19 protein-coding genes are annotated in these 17,697 nt (G+C 70.4%); 8 read left to right on the top strand and 11 right to left on the bottom strand.

Features of this window, described 5'->3' with window-relative positions:
• Positions 1-252: 252 nt before the first annotated feature.
• The 5 genes from STRNI_RS05460 to STRNI_RS05440 all read right to left on the bottom strand — a co-directional run bounded on the left by STRNI_RS05460 (position 253) and on the right by STRNI_RS05440 (position 6,241).
• Positions 253-2,010 (bottom strand): PKD domain-containing protein, encoded by a 1,758-nt coding sequence (locus STRNI_RS05460; RefSeq protein ID WP_277410659.1) that lies wholly within the window; start codon positions 2,008-2,010, stop codon positions 253-255.
• Positions 2,011-2,279: 269 nt separating this feature from the next.
• Entirely contained in the window at positions 2,280-2,894 is a 615-nt protein-coding gene (locus tag STRNI_RS05455) for a GTP-binding protein (protein WP_037740982.1), read from the bottom strand.
• On the bottom strand, positions 2,842-3,357 hold the full coding sequence (locus STRNI_RS05450) for a DUF742 domain-containing protein (protein ID WP_266445184.1): 516 nt from the start codon (positions 3,355-3,357) through the stop codon (positions 2,842-2,844). The genes STRNI_RS05455 and STRNI_RS05450 overlap by 53 nt, the downstream gene beginning before the upstream one ends.
• Positions 3,358-3,408: 51 nt before the next feature.
• Positions 3,409-3,840 carry a roadblock/LC7 domain-containing protein gene (locus STRNI_RS05445; RefSeq protein WP_018088646.1) on the bottom strand — a complete coding sequence of 144 codons (432 nt, stop codon included), beginning with the start codon at positions 3,838-3,840 and terminating at the stop codon, positions 3,409-3,411.
• 25 nt (positions 3,841-3,865) lie between these two features.
• Positions 3,866-6,241 (bottom strand): ATP-binding protein, encoded by a 2,376-nt coding sequence (locus tag STRNI_RS05440; protein ID WP_381845608.1) that lies wholly within the window; start codon positions 6,239-6,241, stop codon positions 3,866-3,868.
• A 554-nt stretch (positions 6,242-6,795) separates the two neighbouring features.
• On the opposite strand from STRNI_RS05440, the gene STRNI_RS05435 reads away from it, so the two are divergent.
• Entirely contained in the window at positions 6,796-7,935 is a 1,140-nt protein-coding gene (locus tag STRNI_RS05435; RefSeq protein ID WP_274739558.1) for a substrate-binding domain-containing protein, read from the top strand.
• 95 nt (positions 7,936-8,030) lie between these two features.
• On the opposite strand, the gene STRNI_RS05430 is transcribed toward STRNI_RS05435, so the two are convergent.
• The gene (locus STRNI_RS05430; protein WP_229837870.1) at positions 8,031-8,702 is read right to left on the bottom strand and encodes a DUF4142 domain-containing protein; all 672 of its coding nucleotides are present in this window, start codon (positions 8,700-8,702) and stop codon (positions 8,031-8,033) included.
• A 349-nt stretch (positions 8,703-9,051) separates the two neighbouring features.
• On the opposite strand from STRNI_RS05430, the gene STRNI_RS05425 reads away from it, so the two are divergent.
• On the top strand, positions 9,052-9,549 hold the full coding sequence (locus STRNI_RS05425) for a MarR family winged helix-turn-helix transcriptional regulator (protein ID WP_026169461.1): 498 nt from the start codon (positions 9,052-9,054) through the stop codon (positions 9,547-9,549).
• 37 nt (positions 9,550-9,586) lie between these two features.
• Here the strand turns inward: STRNI_RS05425 and STRNI_RS05420 are convergent, their stop codons facing one another.
• A complete protein-coding gene (locus STRNI_RS05420; RefSeq protein WP_262038540.1) occupies positions 9,587-10,027 on the bottom strand; it encodes a hypothetical protein in 441 nt (146 codons plus the stop codon).
• A 261-nt stretch (positions 10,028-10,288) separates the two neighbouring features.
• On the opposite strand from STRNI_RS05420, the gene STRNI_RS05415 reads away from it, so the two are divergent.
• Positions 10,289-11,554, top strand: a complete 1,266-nt coding sequence (locus STRNI_RS05415; RefSeq protein WP_277410658.1) for a sensor histidine kinase — start codon at positions 10,289-10,291, stop codon at positions 11,552-11,554.
• Positions 11,539-12,186 carry a response regulator transcription factor gene (locus tag STRNI_RS05410; protein WP_159484687.1) on the top strand — a complete coding sequence of 216 codons (648 nt, stop codon included), beginning with the start codon at positions 11,539-11,541 and terminating at the stop codon, positions 12,184-12,186. Before STRNI_RS05415 ends, STRNI_RS05410 begins: the two co-directional genes overlap by 16 nt.
• A gap of 72 nt (positions 12,187-12,258) precedes the next feature.
• Here STRNI_RS05410 and STRNI_RS05405 read toward each other — a convergent pair whose 3' ends face one another.
• From STRNI_RS05405 to STRNI_RS05395, 3 genes are all read right to left on the bottom strand, one after another.
• Positions 12,259-12,492: a hypothetical protein gene (locus tag STRNI_RS05405; RefSeq protein WP_159484685.1), complete on the bottom strand. Its 234-nt coding sequence runs from the start codon at positions 12,490-12,492 to the stop codon at positions 12,259-12,261.
• A gap of 7 nt (positions 12,493-12,499) precedes the next feature.
• Complete coding sequence (locus STRNI_RS05400) at positions 12,500-13,132, bottom strand: TNT domain-containing protein (RefSeq protein ID WP_148588590.1); 633 nt, start codon at positions 13,130-13,132, stop codon at positions 12,500-12,502.
• 286 nt (positions 13,133-13,418) lie between these two features.
• On the bottom strand, positions 13,419-14,150 hold the full coding sequence (locus STRNI_RS05395) for a dienelactone hydrolase family protein (protein ID WP_159484683.1): 732 nt from the start codon (positions 14,148-14,150) through the stop codon (positions 13,419-13,421).
• A 202-nt stretch (positions 14,151-14,352) separates the two neighbouring features.
• Between STRNI_RS05395 and STRNI_RS05390 the strand changes: the two genes are divergently transcribed.
• Positions 14,353-14,970 (top strand): MBL fold metallo-hydrolase, encoded by a 618-nt coding sequence (locus tag STRNI_RS05390; RefSeq protein ID WP_159484682.1) that lies wholly within the window; start codon positions 14,353-14,355, stop codon positions 14,968-14,970.
• 102 nt (positions 14,971-15,072) lie between these two features.
• Here STRNI_RS05390 and STRNI_RS05385 read toward each other — a convergent pair whose 3' ends face one another.
• Complete coding sequence (locus STRNI_RS05385) at positions 15,073-15,546, bottom strand: MarR family winged helix-turn-helix transcriptional regulator (protein ID WP_018088658.1); 474 nt, start codon at positions 15,544-15,546, stop codon at positions 15,073-15,075.
• Between the two features lie 76 nt (positions 15,547-15,622).
• Between STRNI_RS05385 and STRNI_RS05380 the strand changes: the two genes are divergently transcribed.
• The 3 genes from STRNI_RS05380 to STRNI_RS05370 all read left to right on the top strand — a co-directional run bounded on the left by STRNI_RS05380 (position 15,623) and on the right by STRNI_RS05370 (position 17,653).
• Positions 15,623-16,444 carry an alpha/beta fold hydrolase gene (locus STRNI_RS05380; RefSeq protein WP_174876299.1) on the top strand — a complete coding sequence of 274 codons (822 nt, stop codon included), beginning with the start codon at positions 15,623-15,625 and terminating at the stop codon, positions 16,442-16,444.
• Positions 16,445-16,524: 80 nt separating this feature from the next.
• Positions 16,525-17,298 carry a DUF72 domain-containing protein gene (locus STRNI_RS05375; protein WP_159484680.1) on the top strand — a complete coding sequence of 258 codons (774 nt, stop codon included), beginning with the start codon at positions 16,525-16,527 and terminating at the stop codon, positions 17,296-17,298.
• 70 nt (positions 17,299-17,368) lie between these two features.
• Positions 17,369-17,653, top strand: a complete 285-nt coding sequence (locus STRNI_RS05370) for an acylphosphatase (protein WP_018088661.1) — start codon at positions 17,369-17,371, stop codon at positions 17,651-17,653.
• Positions 17,654-17,697 lie beyond the last annotated feature (44 nt).

Raw genomic sequence — 17,697 nt, 5'->3', positions numbered from 1 at the left:
GCGGGGGCGGCGGGCACGTGGCCCTCGTTCGGCAGTTCGGCGTGGAAGCCCACCTCATCGTTCTCTGCCCGCTCGCGCCAGGGCCGGGCGCGCTTCGCGGACATCCGAGGTTCTGGAGGCGGCAGGAGAGCCCCTGTTGGGAGGGGAGCCCCGGCCGGGAAGGTGGTCGATGCGGCGTCATCGGCCGCTTCGGTGTGGGCAGCGCGAAGGGGGCGGCCCGCGTGTGCGAGCCGCCCCCCTTGGAAGGAGCCGTCAGTCCGCGGTGAGCGCGCGGGTGGCCTCGACCAGGACCTTTTTGCCCTCCGGGCCGGTCATCACGAGCCGTGGCAGCCAGGGCCCCGGATGGTCGTAGGCGTGGGTGACGGCCGGCTGGTCCGTCTCCTGCTGCGTACCGTCGCCGAAGTACCAGTGGTAGCGGTACCCGGCGGCGGGCAGCTTTCCGCCCACCGTCACCGACAGGGGCACCTCACTGCCGACGTGCGCCTTCGCCGGGACCTTCAGCTGTGCATGCGGTCCCTGCCGGGGGAGGTGGAACCACTTCCGGACACTTGGGTTGAGGAGAAAGGAATCGGCGTACTGCCGGGCGCCCGCGATGTCGGGGTGCCCGACGGCCGCGCTCAGACACTGCGCCGGAGTCGAGCTGAGCTCGGGGCAGGCCCGGGTGCGCAGCGGGAACGCCGGGTCGGTGACCGGAGTGCCCCAGACCTTGGAGTCCGGGGTGAGAACGGCATTGTCCACGGTGAACAGCCCGTCCGCCGCGACCGCGTACGGTCCGTCCGAGGACCCCTTGTTGGCGGCGGCCGCAGCCTGGTGGTAGGCGGCATTGGCCAGTTGTGTGTACTGCTCGTAGCGCTCGGCCACCCTGCCGAGGGCGCCCTTGCAGGAGGTCAGCCGTGCCGCGGTGACTCCCGGGGTCGAGCAGGTCTTGACCGGGATCGGAGAACTGCTGCGGCTCAGCGCGTAGTAGAAGTCGGCCACGATCACCTTCGGCCGCCCCGGCAGGGAATGTGCCTTCTCGATCGCCGCCCGCATCCCGCGTCCGCCGTATCCGACCTTCGCCCCGCTGAAATAGGGCACGTCCTTGGCCGGGTTCTCCGGGGCCGCGCCGATGCCGGAGCACTCGCGCCGCACCGCCTCGGGCAGGTTCTTCGAGCCGGGGGTGATACCGACGCCGATACCGAAGAAGGGATCGAGGTCGTTGATGCACCCGTTGATCACGACCGCATCGAGACCGTAGCCGCCCGCCCGTGCCTGTGCGCCCGCCTTTTCCAATTGGCAGAACACATCCGGCATTTGCTGGGTGACCTCGCCGAACTCCATCTCCCCGTCGCCGTCCGGGTCCTGCTTCTCGGTCCGGTGCAGACAGGCCGCGTCCTTGTTGCCCGCGGGCAGCCCGGGCGCGTCGAGCACCGCGCCGGAGATCGAGTAGTCCATGAGCTGATGGCCCCGGCCGGTCTCACGGCCCAGCGACTGCCCGGTCAGATAGGAGAACTTCTGGTCGTGGTCCAGGCCCTGTCCCCAGACCACGGAGTCACCGACGGCTGCCACCCGCACCGGGTCGCACCCCCGGCGAATCGTGTCCCGCCAGACCTTGCCGTAGCGGCCGGGCGCATGGCCCCCGGGCGAGGCGGCGATGCGGGCGTCGATCTGCAGGGCGGTCTCGGTTGCCGGCACCCGGTCGTAGGGAATGCGGAACTCCGCCGTGCCGATGCGGGAGGTCATGGCGAGGTGCCCGTCGGCCAGCTGCTTCGCACCGGCGCGCACGCGCCACTCCACGGTGGCTCCGGCCTTCGCCGCCGCGGGGTCGTAGACCTGCACCCGGCCGTGCACGGCTCCGCTGCACACCGGATTCGGCGTCATGTCCACATCGAGGACGAGGGGGAACGCCGAACCCGGCAGGGCGACGGCCTGTGCCGCGGCGGGGTTCCCGCCGAGGAGGAGCTGGCCGAGGAGCACGGCGGCCGCGCCGGCCGCCGCGAAACGCCGCGCCGCCGATGAGCGGCGGGCCACCCCCGGCCCACGCGGAACGGAACCCGCGCCGGTGCCCGCCCGCCGTCGACCGGTCCACCGCGACCACCCTGGTTTCACGCCAACACCCCTGTTTTCGCTGTCATTTAGGTCCGTGCGGAACCAGCTGAATTCCGCATCGGTAGGGATGATGGCAGCCGGGAGGGCGGTATGGACCGCGGGCGGGGTTCCGTACCGAGTGAAACTGATCACTTACCTGTAGTTACGGGCCGCGGCGCAGGGAGCCGCCCGTCGCGGTGCGGCCCCGGGAGTCAGCCCGCCGTGGTGTTCTCCGCGCGGGACAGGGCGACTTCGAGTACGACCAGCAGGGCGTCCCGGACCGAACCCGTGTTGCGCGCGTCGAAGACGACCAGCGGTACATGGTCGGAGACGTCCAGCGCCCACCGCACCTCGTCGAGGTTGTGGTGGACCTCGCCGTCGAACGCGTTGACGGCGACGGCGAACGGGATGCCCTTGTGCTCGAAGTAGTCCACTGCCGCGTAACAGTCGTCCAGACGGCGGGTGTCCACGATGACCAGACCGCCGAGGGCGCCCTCGACCACGTCGTCCCACATGAACCCGAACCGGTCCTGGCCCGGTGTGCCGAACAGATAGAGCTTCAGCGTCGGGTCGATGGTGATGCAGCCGAAGTCCATGGCGACCGTGGTGGTGGTCTTGCCGGGGGTGTGGGTGAGGTCGTCCACGCCTGCCGCGACCTCGGTGATGGCGGCCTCCGTGGTCAGCGGCCGGATCTCGGAGATCGAGCCGACGGCCGTGGTCTTGCCGACGCCGAAGCCGCCGGCGATGACCAACTTGACCGGTACCGGCGGCTGTTCAACCGCTGTCACGGAGTGTGTCCCGTGAGTCGGGGACGGCACGGAGACCATCAATAACCCTTCGCAGTACGGAAATGTCCTGGGTTGTGCCGGCGTTCGGGACGTGGACCGCCAGATGCCCGGCGGCGCGCAGGTCCTCCGCCAGCACCCGGACCACATTGAGGTGGAGGTGCAGGTGCGCGGCCAGTTCGGCCACCGACTGCGGCCGTCGGCAGGCGGCCACGATGTCGTGCCGTTCGAAGGCGAGCGAGCGCAGCACGGCGAGCCCGGACGAGGTCGCCACGATCTGGGTCTCGACCGGGAGCGGTGGGCCGGAGCCGCCCGCCACCCGGCCGGCGGTCAGCAGGAAGGGCCGGATCGCGGGAGCACGGCCGACCGGCTCCGACGGATCCGGGGCGCTGCCCTCCCCCCAGCTCTCGGCTCTTCCCCCACTCTCGGCTCCGCTCGAGCGGGGGGACCCCCATGCGCAGGGGGGACCCCCACCCTCGTCCGGTCCTGGTTCACCGGCGGCCATCATGATCCTCTTCTCAGCGGCTGTTTCCCTGCCTCCGTGGTGGGGGACGGGTCAGCGGGCCGGTGCGGCACCGGCGTTTTTCTTGAGCTCCAGGACCAGTTGGGGGGTGAGCGCGCTCCCGGCCCGGTTGGCGAAGAGGGTCATCTCGTAGGCGATGTTGCCGAGCTTCGCCTCCTTCGAGGTCACCACGCCGAGGACGGCACCGCAGCCGATGGCCGACACCAGCACATGGCCGCCCTCCAGGTCGATGATGACCTTGTTGAGGCCGCCGAGGCCGTAGTTGCCGGACGCACCGGCGGCCAGACTCGTGACGCCCGACACGATCGCCGCGAGCCGCTCGGAGTCGGCCTGCTCGCGCAGTTGGGAGACCGCGATCAGCAGGCCGTCGGAGGACACCGCGATGGCGTCGACGACGCCGGCGGTCTGGGTGGCGAACCGGTCGAGCAGCCAGGTGAAGTCGGCCGCGGCGGCGGTCAGATCCATGGGTTCCGCCCGCTCGGAACTGCTCTTACCTGTCGGCGTCGTCACTGCCCGACTCCTTCCGGGGTTGCTGGTGTGACGAGGGCGCTGAGTCCCTCGGGGCGGGAGCACTTTCTTGCTCCGCCCTGCGTACGGCGGCTTCGAATTCGTCGAGCTCCGAACGGACCGCGTCGGCGTCGACAGGCCGGCGCGCGGCCTGGGCCTCTCGGTCGGCCGTCGGGGTGGTCATGTTGAGCGTCGCGCCGCGTACCCGCCGTCGCAGCGGGCGGGCGGCGTCCGCCGGCCGCGGCTCTGACGCGGAGGCGGAGGCGGTCCGCTCCGCGTCCGTGCGGTGCGGGAGGCGCCGGGGGAGTTCGCCCGGCCGCGAGGGGGCGGCGGCGGGCCGTCGCTCGGGCGTGGCGGCGGGCGTCCGCACCGGCAGGGGAGTGGCGGCGGCCTGCTCGGGGTCGGGCTCGGGCGCGGTGGGTTCCTGCTCGGGCGTGGCCTGGTGCTCCGATACGGAATCGGGCCCGGCCACCTCCGCCGCCGCGGACGGTGTGGCGGCGGGGTGCACGGCCAGCAGCAGTGCGGAGGGGAGCCAGACGGTGCCGGTGACCCCGCCGCCCGGCGTACGGCTCAGGGTGACCCGGATGCCCGAGCGCCGGGCGAGGTTTCCCACCACGAACAGGCCGAGGACCTTGGTCGGTACGAGGTCGAGCCGCTCCCGGTGGACCAGCCGGGAGTTCTCCTCGTCGAGGCGCTCCGCGCTCATCCCGAGGCCGTGGTCGATGATCTCGATCAGCGCGCCACCGTCCGAGGTGATGTCGGTGCCGGGCCGCACGACCACCTCGACGGGGGTGTCGGACGGGGAGAACGAGACCGCGTTCTCCAGCAGTTCGGCGAGCATCAGCGTCAGATCGTCGACGATGTCGGGGCCGACGGTGACCTCGGTCTCGGACCGCAGGGACACCCGCTGGTAGCCCTCGATCTGGCCGAGCCCTGCCCGGATGACATTGACCAGGGTGGTCGGCCGGGCCTCCACCTCGGGGTCCCGGATTCCGGCGAGCAGCATCAGGCTGTCGGCGTTGCGCTGGAGGCGTACGGCGATGTGGTCGATGCGGTACATCCGCTCCAGGACGTCGGGGTCGGTCTCCTCGCGTTCCACGGCGTCGATCAGCATGAGCTGGCGTGAGGTGAGGTTGCTGACCCGGCGTCCGACGTTGCCGAACATCTCGGCGACGTTGCGGCGGCTGAGCACCTGTCGCTCCAGCAGCGCCGCGGCGGTGATCTGCACCTGGTTGAAGGCCTCGGCCAGGTGGCCGATCTCGTCGTGGACCGGGACGGGGATCGGCCGCGGCTGCAGCGGGGTGCGCTCCGGGGACTCGTCGTCCTCGACCTTGGCGAGTTCCCCGCCGGCCACGTCGACCACCTGCTGGGCGGCGCCGGTCAGGGCCGTCAGGGGACGGACGACCGAGCGCCGGACCAGGACGGAGAACGTCAGCCAGGAGGCGAAGCCGAGCAGGGCGAGGCCGAGCATCGCCAGCGCGTTGCGCAGGGCGTCCGTGGAGAGACTGTCGGCCCGGGCGGCGATCTGGTCGATCAGGGTCCGGGTGATGTCGAGGCGGGCCTCGGCCTGCCGGGTGCCGGCGGCGATCGCCTTGCGCAGCTGCTGCGGGGACTGGCCCTGCAGGGAGCCCGGATCGATCTGGAGCTCCGCGAACTGGGCCTCGATGCCGTTCTCCTCGGCATCCCGCTCGATCCCGCCTAGGCGCAGCACCTGGTCCGGGTCGGCGATCCTGCCGAAGCGTTCCGCCTGTTCGTCGTAGAGGTGGTGGGCGCCGGCCGCACGGGTGTACTCGGTGAGCGCGTTGGCATCCCGGGTCTGGGCCGAGAACACCCCGCTCTCGAAGGACGCGTGGGCGGCGTCGGCGCGCAGCACGGTGTCGAGGAGATTGGTGACCGAGGACGACGAGGTGCCGATGAAGCGGTCGAGCCCGATGCCGTCGATCAGGTAGCCGACCGCGGCGGCGTACGCGGGGTCGATACCGGCGGCCGGAACCGAGCCCCGCTCGACCTTGTCGCGCAGCACCGCAAGGCTCCGGATGTAGTCGAGGGCCCGAGCCTCGTCCTTCGGCAGGCCCGGCCCGAACGCCGAACGCACGGCGGTGACCTGTTCGTCGGTGGTCTGCTGGGTCCGGCGGTAGTCGGCGGTGGAGGGCAGGGCGTCGCCCGGCCGGACCGACTCCTGCTCCACGGACAGCAGCAGGGCCTGCCGGTGTTCGGCCTGGACGTCGTTGATCAGCCTGGTGACCTGCTCGCTGTCGCGCACCAGCGCCGCGGTCCGGTCGGCGTCCTGGGCCTTGTCCATCTGGTTGTTGACGCCGATGGCCAGCAGCACGCCGACGACCGCGACCGGCGCGATCACCAGAACGTTGAGTTTCCGCCGGAACGGCCATCGGTCCAGGAGGGCGCCCGCCTGCTGACGGAATGTCGGCCTCAACGGTGAACGCCGGGACCGGTCCGGTTCGTGTGGCGGGTCCACTGTGTCCACAGACACCCAGGCCTCCTTGCGACGTGCTCCTGAGCGGTGACCGAGGTGGTGTTGTTGCCGACCGCCGACGATGGGGAAACGTGACGCATATGGATTTCGCCCCAATTGCGAGCGAAAGGATTGCGCCACATGTCCGACCGGCCGTGAACATTACCGCCTGCGCACGCGCATGCAACACATGACGATCAATGGCCAAACGGTATTCAACTCTTTGTCATGTTTGGCCCGTTCCTTACTTGTGGAATGCCATTCGGCCGATAGGCCGGTGTCCGTAGGGGAAGCGTGCCAACCGGCTGGTTCCTCACCGGGCCCGGTGTCGGCGGCAGGCGCCGGACCTTCCCGATGGTGGCTGCACCGCCGTGCCTCGCCACCCGTACTCTGTCTCCCCCAGACCGACCCGTATCCTCATCCTGCCCTGCGAGGAAACCGTGCACCCCACCCGCAAGGCGGCCGTGACCGCCGCCGCACTCCTGGTCATGGCCACCGCATCCGGCTGCGAATCCGGTGCCGGCGGCGCCGAGTCCCACCGGAGCTCCGCCACGCCCGGATGCCCCACCGCCCTCTCCCGGGCCAAGCAAGCGGTCAAGAAGGCCGAGGCGGTCAACGCGCCCTGGAGGGGTCCCACCACCGGGCCGAAGGCCGTCCACGGCAAGAGCGTCGTCTACATCGCCCAGACCCTGACCAACCCCGGAGTCGCCGGAGTCGCCCGAGGCGTCCAGGAAGCCGCCAAGATCGTCGGGTGGCAGGCCCGCACCCTCAATGGCGAGGGCACGCCCGAGGGTCTCCGGGCCGCCTTCAAGCGGGCCCTCCGCCTCAAGCCGGACGGCATCGTCATCAGCGGTTTTGACCCCGGGGTCGCCGCTGCGGAGGTCAAGAAGGCAAACTCTGAGGGAATTCCGCTGATCGGCTGGCACGCGGCCCCGGCTCCCGGACCCAGTAAGGATCCGCAGCTCTTCAGCAACATCACCTCGCGGGTCGAGGACGTCGCGAAGATCAGCGCCGACTGGATCATCGCCCGGTCCAACGGACGCGCGGGCGTCGTCCTGTTCACCGACGCCACGGTGCCCTTCGCGAAGCGCAAGTCCGACCTGATCAAGAAGGAACTCGCCACCTGCTCCGGCACCAAGCTGCTGAGCTACACCAACATGCCCATTCCCCAGGTCAACAGGCGGTCCATCGGGGAAGTCCGCTCCCTGCTGTCCCGTTTCGGCCGCAAGTGGACCTATTCCGCCGCCATCAACGACCTGTACTTCCAGCACGCCGCCCCCGCGCTGCGCGCCGCGGGCAAGGACGGCGCCGGAGCCCCGTTCAACATAGGTGCCGGTGACGGCGACCCGTCGGCCTTCCAGCGCGTCAACGGCAAGGAGTTCCAGGCCGCCACCGTGCCCGAGCCGCTCTCCGAACAGGGCTGGCAGATCGTCGACGAGTTCAACCGCGCGTTCTCCGACGCCCCGGAGAGCGGGTACGTCGCCCCCGTCCACATCGCCACGGCCGCCAACAGCGGCGGTGCCCTGTCCTGGGACTCCGAGGGCTACCGCCAGGCGTACCGCAAGATCTGGGGCGATTGAGGTCACCGGCCGGCGCGGATTCCAGGCCGTCGCTCATGTCCCGTCAACGGATGGCCACTTGGGGAACGGTCACCGGGAATGGCCACCGGGAATGGTTACTTGGGAACGGTCGAGGCCACGTCGTCGAGGGTGGCGTCGGTGACCAGTCCGGTGTCCTCCAGTACCTCCATGTGGTCCTGGACGGTGTTGTTGGTCTGAGTGGCCAGCCGCCGGATCAAGGAGTTCTTGGTGGTGGCGCGCACCTCGCCGATGGTGATGAAGATCTTGCCGTGGGAAGCGCGGAGCAGGTCCACGAAGATCTGGTCGAACTCCTTGCCCCGGGCCTTCTCCAACTGGTCCACCCAGCCCTGTTGTTCGGCGGTGGCCTCGTCGGGGATGGGCACGTTCAGCGCCTCGGAGTCCTCACGGGCCAGCTGGTCGAGCTTGCTGTGCCCTTCGAGCAGATGCATACCGGCGCGCTTGATGGCCTCGCTGGATGCGTGCGTCTGGGCGAGCCGGCCCGCCGGCATCTCCCACAGCCCCGCTTGCCGGACCTTGGTGAGGAAGGTCTTGTCCAGGGCGCCGACCGCGCCGGTATTGCCTCCCCCAGGACCAGCCAGGGGCGCTCTCGCGGCAGGGGCATGGGCAGAGGCCGGCTCGTCGGCGGAGCTGTTCCGTTGGGAGAGCCACACGGATACGGTCGCGATGGCAGCGATGAGAGCGACCGTGGCGGCTATCAGACGGCCACGGCTCGATGTGGGCTGCGATTTCCGTGCGTGAGATTTCATCATGCCTCCTGGATTGCGCGCGAGGGTCGCCGGAGCGCTGTCGCCCATGGGGCTGTTGGGGCACGGTCACGCTAACCATTGCATTGAGCAAAGAAGCCGATTCAGCGCCGATGCTCAAATCCAGGGAGCGGTTGGCGACGATGAGTTACGATGCCGCGCTTCCTTCGTACGCCCAGGATTCCGGGTGCCACTGCCGGAAGGTGCAAGGGATGGCCGGCGCCCCGGGGAGCCGCAACGCCGAGCGCACCGCATGGACATGGCTGTCCCACGGCCCGTTTGCCGGTCCCTGCCCGTCGTTGCGCGGCGTACCGGTGGGCAGGCCGGGAGATCAGGGCGGTAGAAATAGGGAATGGTGGAGCACGGAGCCCCCACGAGGGCCATGGATGATGTGGACGCGGTGACCCGGGCGGTGCTCACGGCGTCGAGGCTGCTGGTTGCGGTGTCGGCGCGGTCACTCGGCGAGGCCGAGGAGCGGGTGACGCTGCCGCAGCTGCGGATGCTGGTGGTCCTCTCCACCCGAGGCGCCACCAAGCTCGTTGCCCTCGCCGAACTGCTGCAGGTCGCTCCCTCGACCGCGATGCGCATGGTGGACCGGCTCATCACGGCGGGTTTGGCACACCGTCAGGCCAACCCCGGCAACCGGCGCGAGACCTTGCTCCAGCTCACCGACGAGGGGCGGCGTACGGTCGAGGAGGTCACCGCCCGCCGCCGCGCCGAGATCAGCGCCATCGTCGAACGCCTCGCCCCCGAGCAGCGCGCCTCGCTCATCGAGGCACTCACGGCGTTCAACGAGGCGGGCGGCGAACCACCCGTGGACTCACCGGAGGAGACGCACCCGCTGGGGTGAGCCGACACCGGCACCGCCGCCCGCCGCTCCTGGGAGCTCAGCGTGACACGGGGAAGGCGGCGCGCAGACCGGCCCCGTTGACGAGGAAAGCGGTTGCACCGAGGACGAGGGCGCAGCCGACCTGCATCAGGACGAACCACGGCGGGAGCGCACCGGGGATCATGTCGATGGCGACGATGGCGATCGGCACGACGACCGAGATGATGCGCACACGGAGATAGGCCCCTCGTGCTCCCCGTGAAGCGAGGACCGTCAGCCAGTAGGCCACCGCGGCACTCGCGAGCACACCGGCCGACCGGCCCCACATGAACGCGGTCACCGTGTGTCCGGTGCTCGCGAGGACGACGACAGTGATGAGGACCGCGGCGCTCAGCGCGCCGTAGGCCGCGACGAGCGCCTTCACCCTGCCGAAGGCTCGGTGGGGGTGCGGACGGTTGAGGTGGGCGGTCTCGGCCGTGGTGTGTCTGGCGGTTCCCATGTCTCTCTGCGTCTCCTTCTGCACTGATGTGGTCTGGCCCGGTGTGGCTTGACCTGGTGTCGACGCTAGGGAGCGCATCAGGGGCGCGGTATGCGCCTGGGCCCACGGAGGGGTGGGGCCAGACCTACTTCGCAGCCGATCCGGCGGTCAGCGGGTGGCGTGCGGTGCACAGTGGAACCACCAAGCCGCACCGGCCGGTTGGGCGCATTCCGGGAATCACGGGTGCCACGGCCGGGGTGATGAAGCAGAAAGAGGGGGGTCATGCGACAGGTGGTGTCGTGGGTGGCCGGCGCCTGCGTCGGGTTTGCGCGGGCGTGCGTGGTGGTTGCCGTCAGCATGCTGGTCCCGGCCGTGTGGGCCGCTGCCGTGGCGGTGGCGATCCGGTGGGGGGCGGCAAACCCGTGGTCATGGGTGCCGGTGTTGGTGCTGGGCAGTGTGGGCACGCTCGCCCTGTCCCGCCCCGTCTGCCGGATGTTCCGCTTCCTCGTCGCGACGTGGACAGCCACCGATGTTCCCGCCGGGTATCGGCGGGCCGAACCGGTGGTGCGCATGTCCACCGGCTACTGGTGGAACGGCTTCTCCTACGAGCGCACCCGCCGGGACGCCCTCCTGGACCAGCGGTGGCGGATCCGGTGGAGTGATCCGGCCACCTGGCGGGACCTGCGCTTCACGGGGATCGCACCGATCACCGCGGGCGTGATCGCGGCCCTCCCGCCGGCCGGCGTCGCGGTGGCGGTCCTCGGGTTCGGCCAGCCGGAGCTCTCCGCACGCCTTGTCGGGGTGCTCGGTCTGGTTGCGGCCGTCGCCGGCGCCCCGTATGCCTGGCGGTCCGCCGAGCCGGTGGCCGTCCGCTTCCTGCGCGCGTCGCCGGCGATGGTGCTGGCGGACCGGGTGGCAGAGCTGACGGCCCAGCGCGCGGACACAACGGTCGCACAGGCCGCCGAGATCCGCCGGATCGAGCGGGATCTGCACGACGGGGCGCAGGCCCGCCTGGTCGGGCTCGGGCTCTCTTTGGCGACCGCGGAGAAGCTGATGGAAACCGACCCCGACCAGGCCAAGGCGCTGATGCGGGAAGCACGGGCCGGCGCCGCCACGTCCCTGACCGAGCTCCGCGAACTGGTCATGGGCATCAACCCGCCGGTGCTGAACGAGCGCGGACTCATCGATGCCGTGCGCGCTCTGGCCCTGGACAGCCCCCTCGAAGCGGAGGTCAGCGCCGAGGTTCCGCTACGCCTGGACCCGCCGATCGAGTCCGCCCTGTACTTCGGCATCGCCGAACTGGTCACCAACGCGACCAAGCACGCCCGGGCGACCCGGGCACGGATCTCCCTCTCCCGGGACGACACCGGCACCGGCATCGTCGTCGATGTCGAGGACGACGGCCGGGGCGGCGCCGATGTGCGGGCCGGCGGCGGACTTGAGGGGCTGCGCCGCCGCCTTGCGGTCTTCGACGGCACCCTGGAGATCACCAGCCCGGCAGGCGGTCCGACCCGTGTGAGGATGATGGTCCCGTGCGCATCGTTGTAGCCGAGGACCTCTACCTCCTGCGCGAGGGGATGGTCCGCCTCATCGAGGCGTACGGACACCAGGTGGTGGCGACGGCAGCCACCGGGCCCGAGACGCTCGACGCGCTGCTGACATGGCGGCCGGATGCTGCCGTCGTCGACATCCGTATGCCGCCGACCCAGTCGGACGAAGGCCTGCGGGTGGCCCTTGCCGCCCGCAGCGAACTGCCCGGACTCCCGATCTTGATCCTTTCGCAGCACGTCGTACAGCTCTATGCCCGCGAACTCCTGGCCGACGGCGCCGGCGGCATCGGTTATTTCCTCAAGGAGAACGTGTTCGACGCCGAGCAGTTCATCGATGCCCTGGAACGGGTCGCCGGTGGCGGGACGGCCATGGACCCCGCCGTCATCGCCGCGTTGCTGTCCAGCGGCTCCTCGCGCCGACGCCTCGAAGGGCTCACCGAACGCGAACACTCCGTGCTCAGCCTCATGGCCGAAGGGCTGTCCAATCAGTCCATCGGCCGGCGGCTCTTCCTCAGTGACAGCGCCATCAGCAAATACACCACCTCCCTGTTCGGCAAGCTCGGCATCACCGATGACGGCACCACCAACCGTCGCGTCCTCGCCGTCCTCACCTACCTGAACGAGCCCTGACGTGCCTCTCGGCCCCCTGCTGCGCGAGTGCGACGAACCAGCCGCTACGGCACCTCAGTTGCCGCCCCGGGGTCAGGTCAGCAGCCGCCACAGATGCGCACACGCCGCCTCTTCGTCCGGATGCCGTGCGATGGGCCGGCAGGTGCCGCGTTCATAGGCTCCGGTCTCCCACGCCCCGTCCGCTGTTCTGCGCAGATACAGGAAATCGGGGGGCGTGGGGACGGGTTCATGGACGCCTTCGATGCGGTAGTAGCCGTCGGCCACTCCCGCCGCGGTCAGCGCGGCGCGCAGCTCATGGCGGTCCACTGCCGCGCTACGGCTGAACCGCGGCGAGGTAGCCGTGCTCCAGCAGCCACTTCACATTCAGCCGCTGTCCTTCGCTCGGGTTGAGGAACACCGGGTCGAGCTTGATCTGCCGGCCGCCGCCGGGCTGCTCGAACCAGGGGGCGATGCTGCCTTCCCACACCCAGAACGGCTTGGTGACCTTGTAGACGTGGTAGTCGCACGGCGCCGCCGCTTCACGGGTGTTGAGGTTCTGCGGAGGCAGGGCCCGCTCGGCGTACCGGTCACCGGCCGGTGCCAGATAGGAGCCGTATACGGATCCGAAACGGTCGAGTCGCGCTCCCGGGCGAAGCTTGGTGGGTTCCTTGTCGATCTCGCCGTTGACCTCGGCGAAGCCGTCGTTGGGCGGGTACTTCCAGCTGCCGCTGTCGGCGGGCCCCTGCCAGTACTTCTTCAGGAAGGCCGAAGGCGACAGCGCCCCGGTCCGCTTCCACCCGTTCAGGAGCGGTCCCACGGGCGCATGCCACTTCTTCGGCAGCCACTTGGGGCCCAGCCGGGCCTCGCCCTGGAACTCCCCGGTGCAGGGCGCGGGCCGGGGTGCGGCGGCCGGACGCTGCCGGTCCTGTTGGTGCGGTGCGGCAGCCGCGGCCGGGGCCGTCGCCATGGCCACGGCGATACCGAGGGCGGCAAGTACCGTGCGGACGGTGCGGGTTCGCTTCACTCAGGAGTCTCCTCACGCTCTGACGGACCGGCCTGATCGGCGAGTGCAGGATCAGGCCGCCACTTACGCAAGGTAATGGATCGAGTACGGTGGGTGTGCCTGAATGCCGCAACAGGTGGCATGCGCCGGCCGGTGCGTGCGTTGTTGCGGACCACGCCGACCGGTGTGCGCTGGACGCGCCGATCGGGAACGGTCCCGGCCGGCGCGTCCCGGACAGCAGACGGTGAAATCAGCCGAGGTGCCGGGTGAAGAACCGCAGCATGCTGTCCAATTCGAATGCCGGGATCTCCCCGTGCTTGCCGGGGTTGGCGTGCAGGGTCTTCTCGTCCGAAGCCAAGGCGTCGAACAACGCCAAGCCCTCGGCGCGCGGCACCCGTTCATCGTCCCACTGCAGCAGGAACTCCACCGGGACCGTGATCCGTGCGGCGGTCTCCGCCGATGCCTGTGCCCCGCCCAAGCCCAACACCGCCGCGCGGACCCGGGGTTCGGCAGCGACGAACGGAACGCCGAGTCCGCAGCCCAGCGACACACCCCAATAACCCACCGGACCGGCACCGACGTACGCGAGCCCCTGGACCGTGTCCAGGACCGCCCGCCATTCCGGGACGGTCCGGCGAGCCACCAGCGCCTGGAAGCCGGCGATCAGCGGAGCCAGTTCCTCTCCGGCAGCCACACGTGCCTGGTTCTCGGTGGCGATCCGGTCGTACTCCTCATCCTTCGGCCGGTCGCCGTGGCCGGGTACGTCCACCGCCGCCACCGCGAAATCGCACTCGGCCACGAGGCGGCGCGCACGGGCCACGATGCCCGGTGCCTTCTTGTGCTGCCCGCCGCCGTGCCCCATCAGAACGAGGGGACGCGTACCGGCGGCACCTTCCGGCGTCCACAGCACGCCGGGAATCTCGCCGAGGGTGAAGATCTGTTCGGAGACACCGTCGGACGACGTCTCAGAGGTGAAGCGCATAGCGTTTCAAGCCTTTCAGGATGCCTTTGCGGGCACTCCCCAGGCCATGTAAGAGAGGGAGCCCCGACCCGTCACAGCGTTGATCGGTCTCACCTCCTCAGTGCGCAGCAGTACACGGCGGCGCCGAAGGTATCACGAAGGGTCCATCCCAGGCCGCTGCCGATGGTCGACGCCCGCACCCCGGACGCCTACTCTCCACGGGATGCGCATAACCAAGTACACGCATTCCTGTGTCCGGTTGGAACACCCAGGGGGCGGGACGCTGGTCATCGATCCCGGCATCTGGAGCGAGGCACGGGCGCTGCACGGCGCCGACGCGATCCTGGTGACGCACGAGCATGCCGACCACGTCGATGTGCTGCGGCTCAAGGGCCTCGGCGCGCCGGTCTATGCGCCCAGGGGCGCGGACTTCGGCGGTCTCCTGGACGTCATCGAGGTCGAGCCGGGCGAGGAGTTCAGCGCGGCGGGCTTCGCTGTCACGGCGCACGGCGGCCGGCACGCGCGTATCTACGGTGAGCTGCCGGACTGCGCCAACCTCGGCTATCTGATCGACGAGCGGCTCTACCACCCCGGCGATTCGCTCCATGTGCCCGACCAGCCGGTGGAGACGCTGTTCGTGCCCATGCAGGCATCGTGGCTGCGCACGTCGGAGGCCATCGACTTCGTCCGGGCGGTCAAGCCGGAGCGTGCCTACGGCATCCATGACGCGCAGATCAACGAGCGGGGCCTGCACAGCGTCAACGGCTGGCTCGACGAGGAAGCGGGCGGGTGTTACAGCTGGCTGCCGCCGGGCGCGCTGTCGCCGTGCTCGGAGCGGTGACTGCTTGTCGGGAACGGTAGCCGCCCGTTGGGAGCCCGGCGGTGACCGGTCGCCGCGTGACCCGGCCGTGCCCGGGAGCGCGGGGCGAAGCGCCCGCGCTCCTCAGCCCACCTCCACGTGGTCGAAGAGCGCGAGCATCTTCGTGAGCACCTGCACGCACGCCGTGACGTCGGCGTCGGTCAGATCCCCCTCGACCTGACGGAGCAGGGCGTGCTCACGCGCCAGTACGGCGGTGATGGCGGCCCTGCCCTCATCGGTCAGCCGGATCAGGGAAGACCGCTGATGGGCGGGGTTCGGTGTGATCTCGACCAGCTGTCGTGCCGCGGCGTCATTGACCATGCGCTGGACGAACTGCCGGCTCAGCGCCTGTGCGCGGCCCATCTGCGGAACGGTCATGGGTCCGTTGTCGCGGAGCAGGTCCAGTACGGCCCGCACGCCGACGGACAGCCCCTCGATCGGTGCGGACTGTTCGACCTTGCGCTGTACGCGGCGGTACAGGGGGCCGACGAGGTCGAACACCTCCGTGAGCCGGTGGGCGAGGTCGTCGGGCGCGAGGGGCGGTTCGGTATCGGTCATTCCACCAGGATGACACCTTGGTTGCCAATTCCCCGCCAGAGATGGCACCTTGGTTGTCATGACTGACCTGGCTGACATGACTGATGACCTTGAGATGTCTTCCTTCGAGACCGGGGACGGCCACCTCGCCTACCGCGACATCGGTGCCGGCCGGCCGGTGGTCCTGCTGCACGGCGGCTTCCTGGACAGCGGCATGTGGGACGACCAGTTACCGGCCCTCACACGGAACCACCGGGTGATCGCCCCGGACGCCCGCGGCCACGGCGCCTCCTCGAACGCGACCCGCGCATTCCGGCACACCGACGATCTCGCCGCGCTGCTGCGTCACTTGGACGTCGGCCCCGCGGTCCTCGTCGGGCTGTCGATGGGCGCGGCCACCGCGGTGGACACCGCGCTGGAGCACCCCGGGCTGGTGCGCGCGCTGGTCGTCAGCGGCGCCGGGACCAGTGAGCCGGAGTTCCATGACCCCTGGGTCAAGGACGTCATGGCCGAGCAGGCCCGCGCCCTGGCCGCCGGTGACGTCGAGGGCTGGATCGACGCCTTCATGCTGTTCGCGCCCGGCCCCCACCGCACACTCGACGACGTCGACCAGGACGTCGTACGACGACTGCGGGAGATGACCGCACGGACGCTCGCCAAGCACACCGGCACCGAACCGGACTGGCAGGTCCCCGTGGCCGACACCTGGGCGCGGGCGGCGAAGATCACCGTTCCGGTGCTGGCCCTCAGCGGCGCCATCGACGCCCCCGACCAAATCGGCATGGGGGAACGCCTGGTGCACAGCGTCACCCACGGCCGTGCCAGAACCATCGACGGCGCCGCGCACTACCCCAACATGGAACGCCCGGAAGCCTTCAACGCGTCCCTGGGGGAGTTTCTGCGCACCGTAGGCGCGTAGGGGGCGCCGAGATGCGCGGTAGTGCACCGGCGCCCCGCACGGCTGATATGCCGGGCCCCGCCGCGGGCAAGGATGCGGTCATGACCGTTCTCGTCGGAACCTCCGGCTGGCAGTACAAGGACTGGCGGGAGGTCCTCTACCCGCAGGACCGGCCGCAGCGGCTGTGGCTGGAGGAGTACGCGCGGCACTTCGCCACCGTCGAGAGCAACGCCGCCTTCTACCGGCTTCCCGAGGAGAAGACCTTCGCGGACTGGCGGGACCGGACCCCCGACGGGTTCGTGATGGCCGTGAAGGCAAGCCGCTATCTGACCCACATCAAGCGGCTGCGCGATCCCGAGGAGCCGGTCGGGCGGCTGATGTCGCGGGCCGCCGCCCTCGGCCCCCGGCTCGGGCCCGTTCTGCTCCAACTGCCGCCCACGCTCCGGGTGGACGCCGGGTTGCTGGACGACTGCCTCGGCTGCTTTCCCGCCGGCACCCGGGTGGCCGTCGAGCCCCGCCACCCGTCGTGGTGGACCGCGGAGATCCGTACGGTGCTGGAGCGTCGGGGCGCCGCGCTGTGCTGGGCGGACCGGGGTTCCCGGCCCGTGACGCCCCTGTGGCGGACCGCCGACTGGGGGTATCTGCGCTTCCACGAGGGCCGCGCGGAACCCTGGCCGCGCTACGGCGGACAGGCGCTCACCACCTGGGCGCGGAGGATCGCCGACACCTGGCCGGACCGGGCCGACGTCTACACCTACTTCAACAACGATCCGGGCGGGGCGGCCGTCCGTGACGCCACCCGATTCGCCCGGGCCGTCGCGGCCGCCGGCCGCTCCGTGAGCCGTGCGCCGTCCGGGCGTGGCGCCGCCCGGTGACCGTGGGGCCGGGATATATCTGCGCTCGTACCGGCGGGGCGAGCGAACGAGGTGACGAGGTGAGGCACGGGTGATCCGCAGACGGGTGGTGGTCTCCGGAGAGGTGCACGGTGTGTTCTTCCGCGACACCTGCCGGCGCACGGCCGACCGGCTCGGAGTGGCCGGCTGGGTGCGGAACCTTCCGGACGGGACGGTGGAGGCCGTGTGCGAGGGGGAGCCCGGGCGGGTGCAGAAGCTGGTGGACTGGGCGCACCAGGGGCCGCCCCTGGCCACCGTCGACGCCGTGTCCGTACGGGAGGAAGAGCCGGAAGGGCTGACGGGCTTCGAGATCCGGCCGACACCCGGGGGATTCTGACCCGGCCACGGGACCCGGCCCGGCCCCGGCCCCGATGTGTCACG

Source organism: Streptomyces nigrescens (genome assembly GCF_027626975.1).
Taxonomy (GTDB): Bacteria; Actinomycetota; Actinomycetes; order Streptomycetales; family Streptomycetaceae; genus Streptomyces; species Streptomyces nigrescens.
This window is presented reverse-complemented; position numbering and strand designations above follow the sequence as displayed.

Bases quoted from the DNA above. Each gene is read 5' to 3' on its own strand.
- STRNI_RS05425 (WP_026169461.1), top strand. From the start codon at position 9,052: ATGGTGGAGCACGGAGCCCCCACGAGGGCCATGGATGATGTGGACGCG.
- STRNI_RS05375 (WP_159484680.1), top strand. From the start codon at position 16,525: ATGACCGTTCTCGTCGGAACCTCCGGCTGGCAGTACAAGGACTGGCGG.
- STRNI_RS05420 (WP_262038540.1), bottom strand. From the start codon at position 10,027: ATGGGAACCGCCAGACACACCACGGCCGAGACCGCCCACCTCAACCGT.
- STRNI_RS05390 (WP_159484682.1), top strand. From the start codon at position 14,353: ATGCGCATAACCAAGTACACGCATTCCTGTGTCCGGTTGGAACACCCA.
- STRNI_RS05415 (WP_277410658.1), top strand. From the start codon at position 10,289: ATGCGACAGGTGGTGTCGTGGGTGGCCGGCGCCTGCGTCGGGTTTGCG.
- STRNI_RS05445 (WP_018088646.1), bottom strand. From the start codon at position 3,840: ATGGATCTGACCGCCGCCGCGGCCGACTTCACCTGGCTGCTCGACCGG.
- STRNI_RS05380 (WP_174876299.1), top strand. From the start codon at position 15,623: ATGACTGATGACCTTGAGATGTCTTCCTTCGAGACCGGGGACGGCCAC.
- STRNI_RS05400 (WP_148588590.1), bottom strand. From the start codon at position 13,132: ATGGCGACGGCCCCGGCCGCGGCTGCCGCACCGCACCAACAGGACCGG.
- STRNI_RS05450 (WP_266445184.1), bottom strand. From the start codon at position 3,357: ATGGCCGCCGGTGAACCAGGACCGGACGAGGGTGGGGGTCCCCCCTGC.
- STRNI_RS05455 (WP_037740982.1), bottom strand. From the start codon at position 2,894: ATGGTCTCCGTGCCGTCCCCGACTCACGGGACACACTCCGTGACAGCG.
- STRNI_RS05395 (WP_159484683.1), bottom strand. From the start codon at position 14,150: ATGCGCTTCACCTCTGAGACGTCGTCCGACGGTGTCTCCGAACAGATC.
- STRNI_RS05385 (WP_018088658.1), bottom strand. From the start codon at position 15,546: ATGACCGATACCGAACCGCCCCTCGCGCCCGACGACCTCGCCCACCGG.
- STRNI_RS05430 (WP_229837870.1), bottom strand. From the start codon at position 8,702: ATGAAATCTCACGCACGGAAATCGCAGCCCACATCGAGCCGTGGCCGT.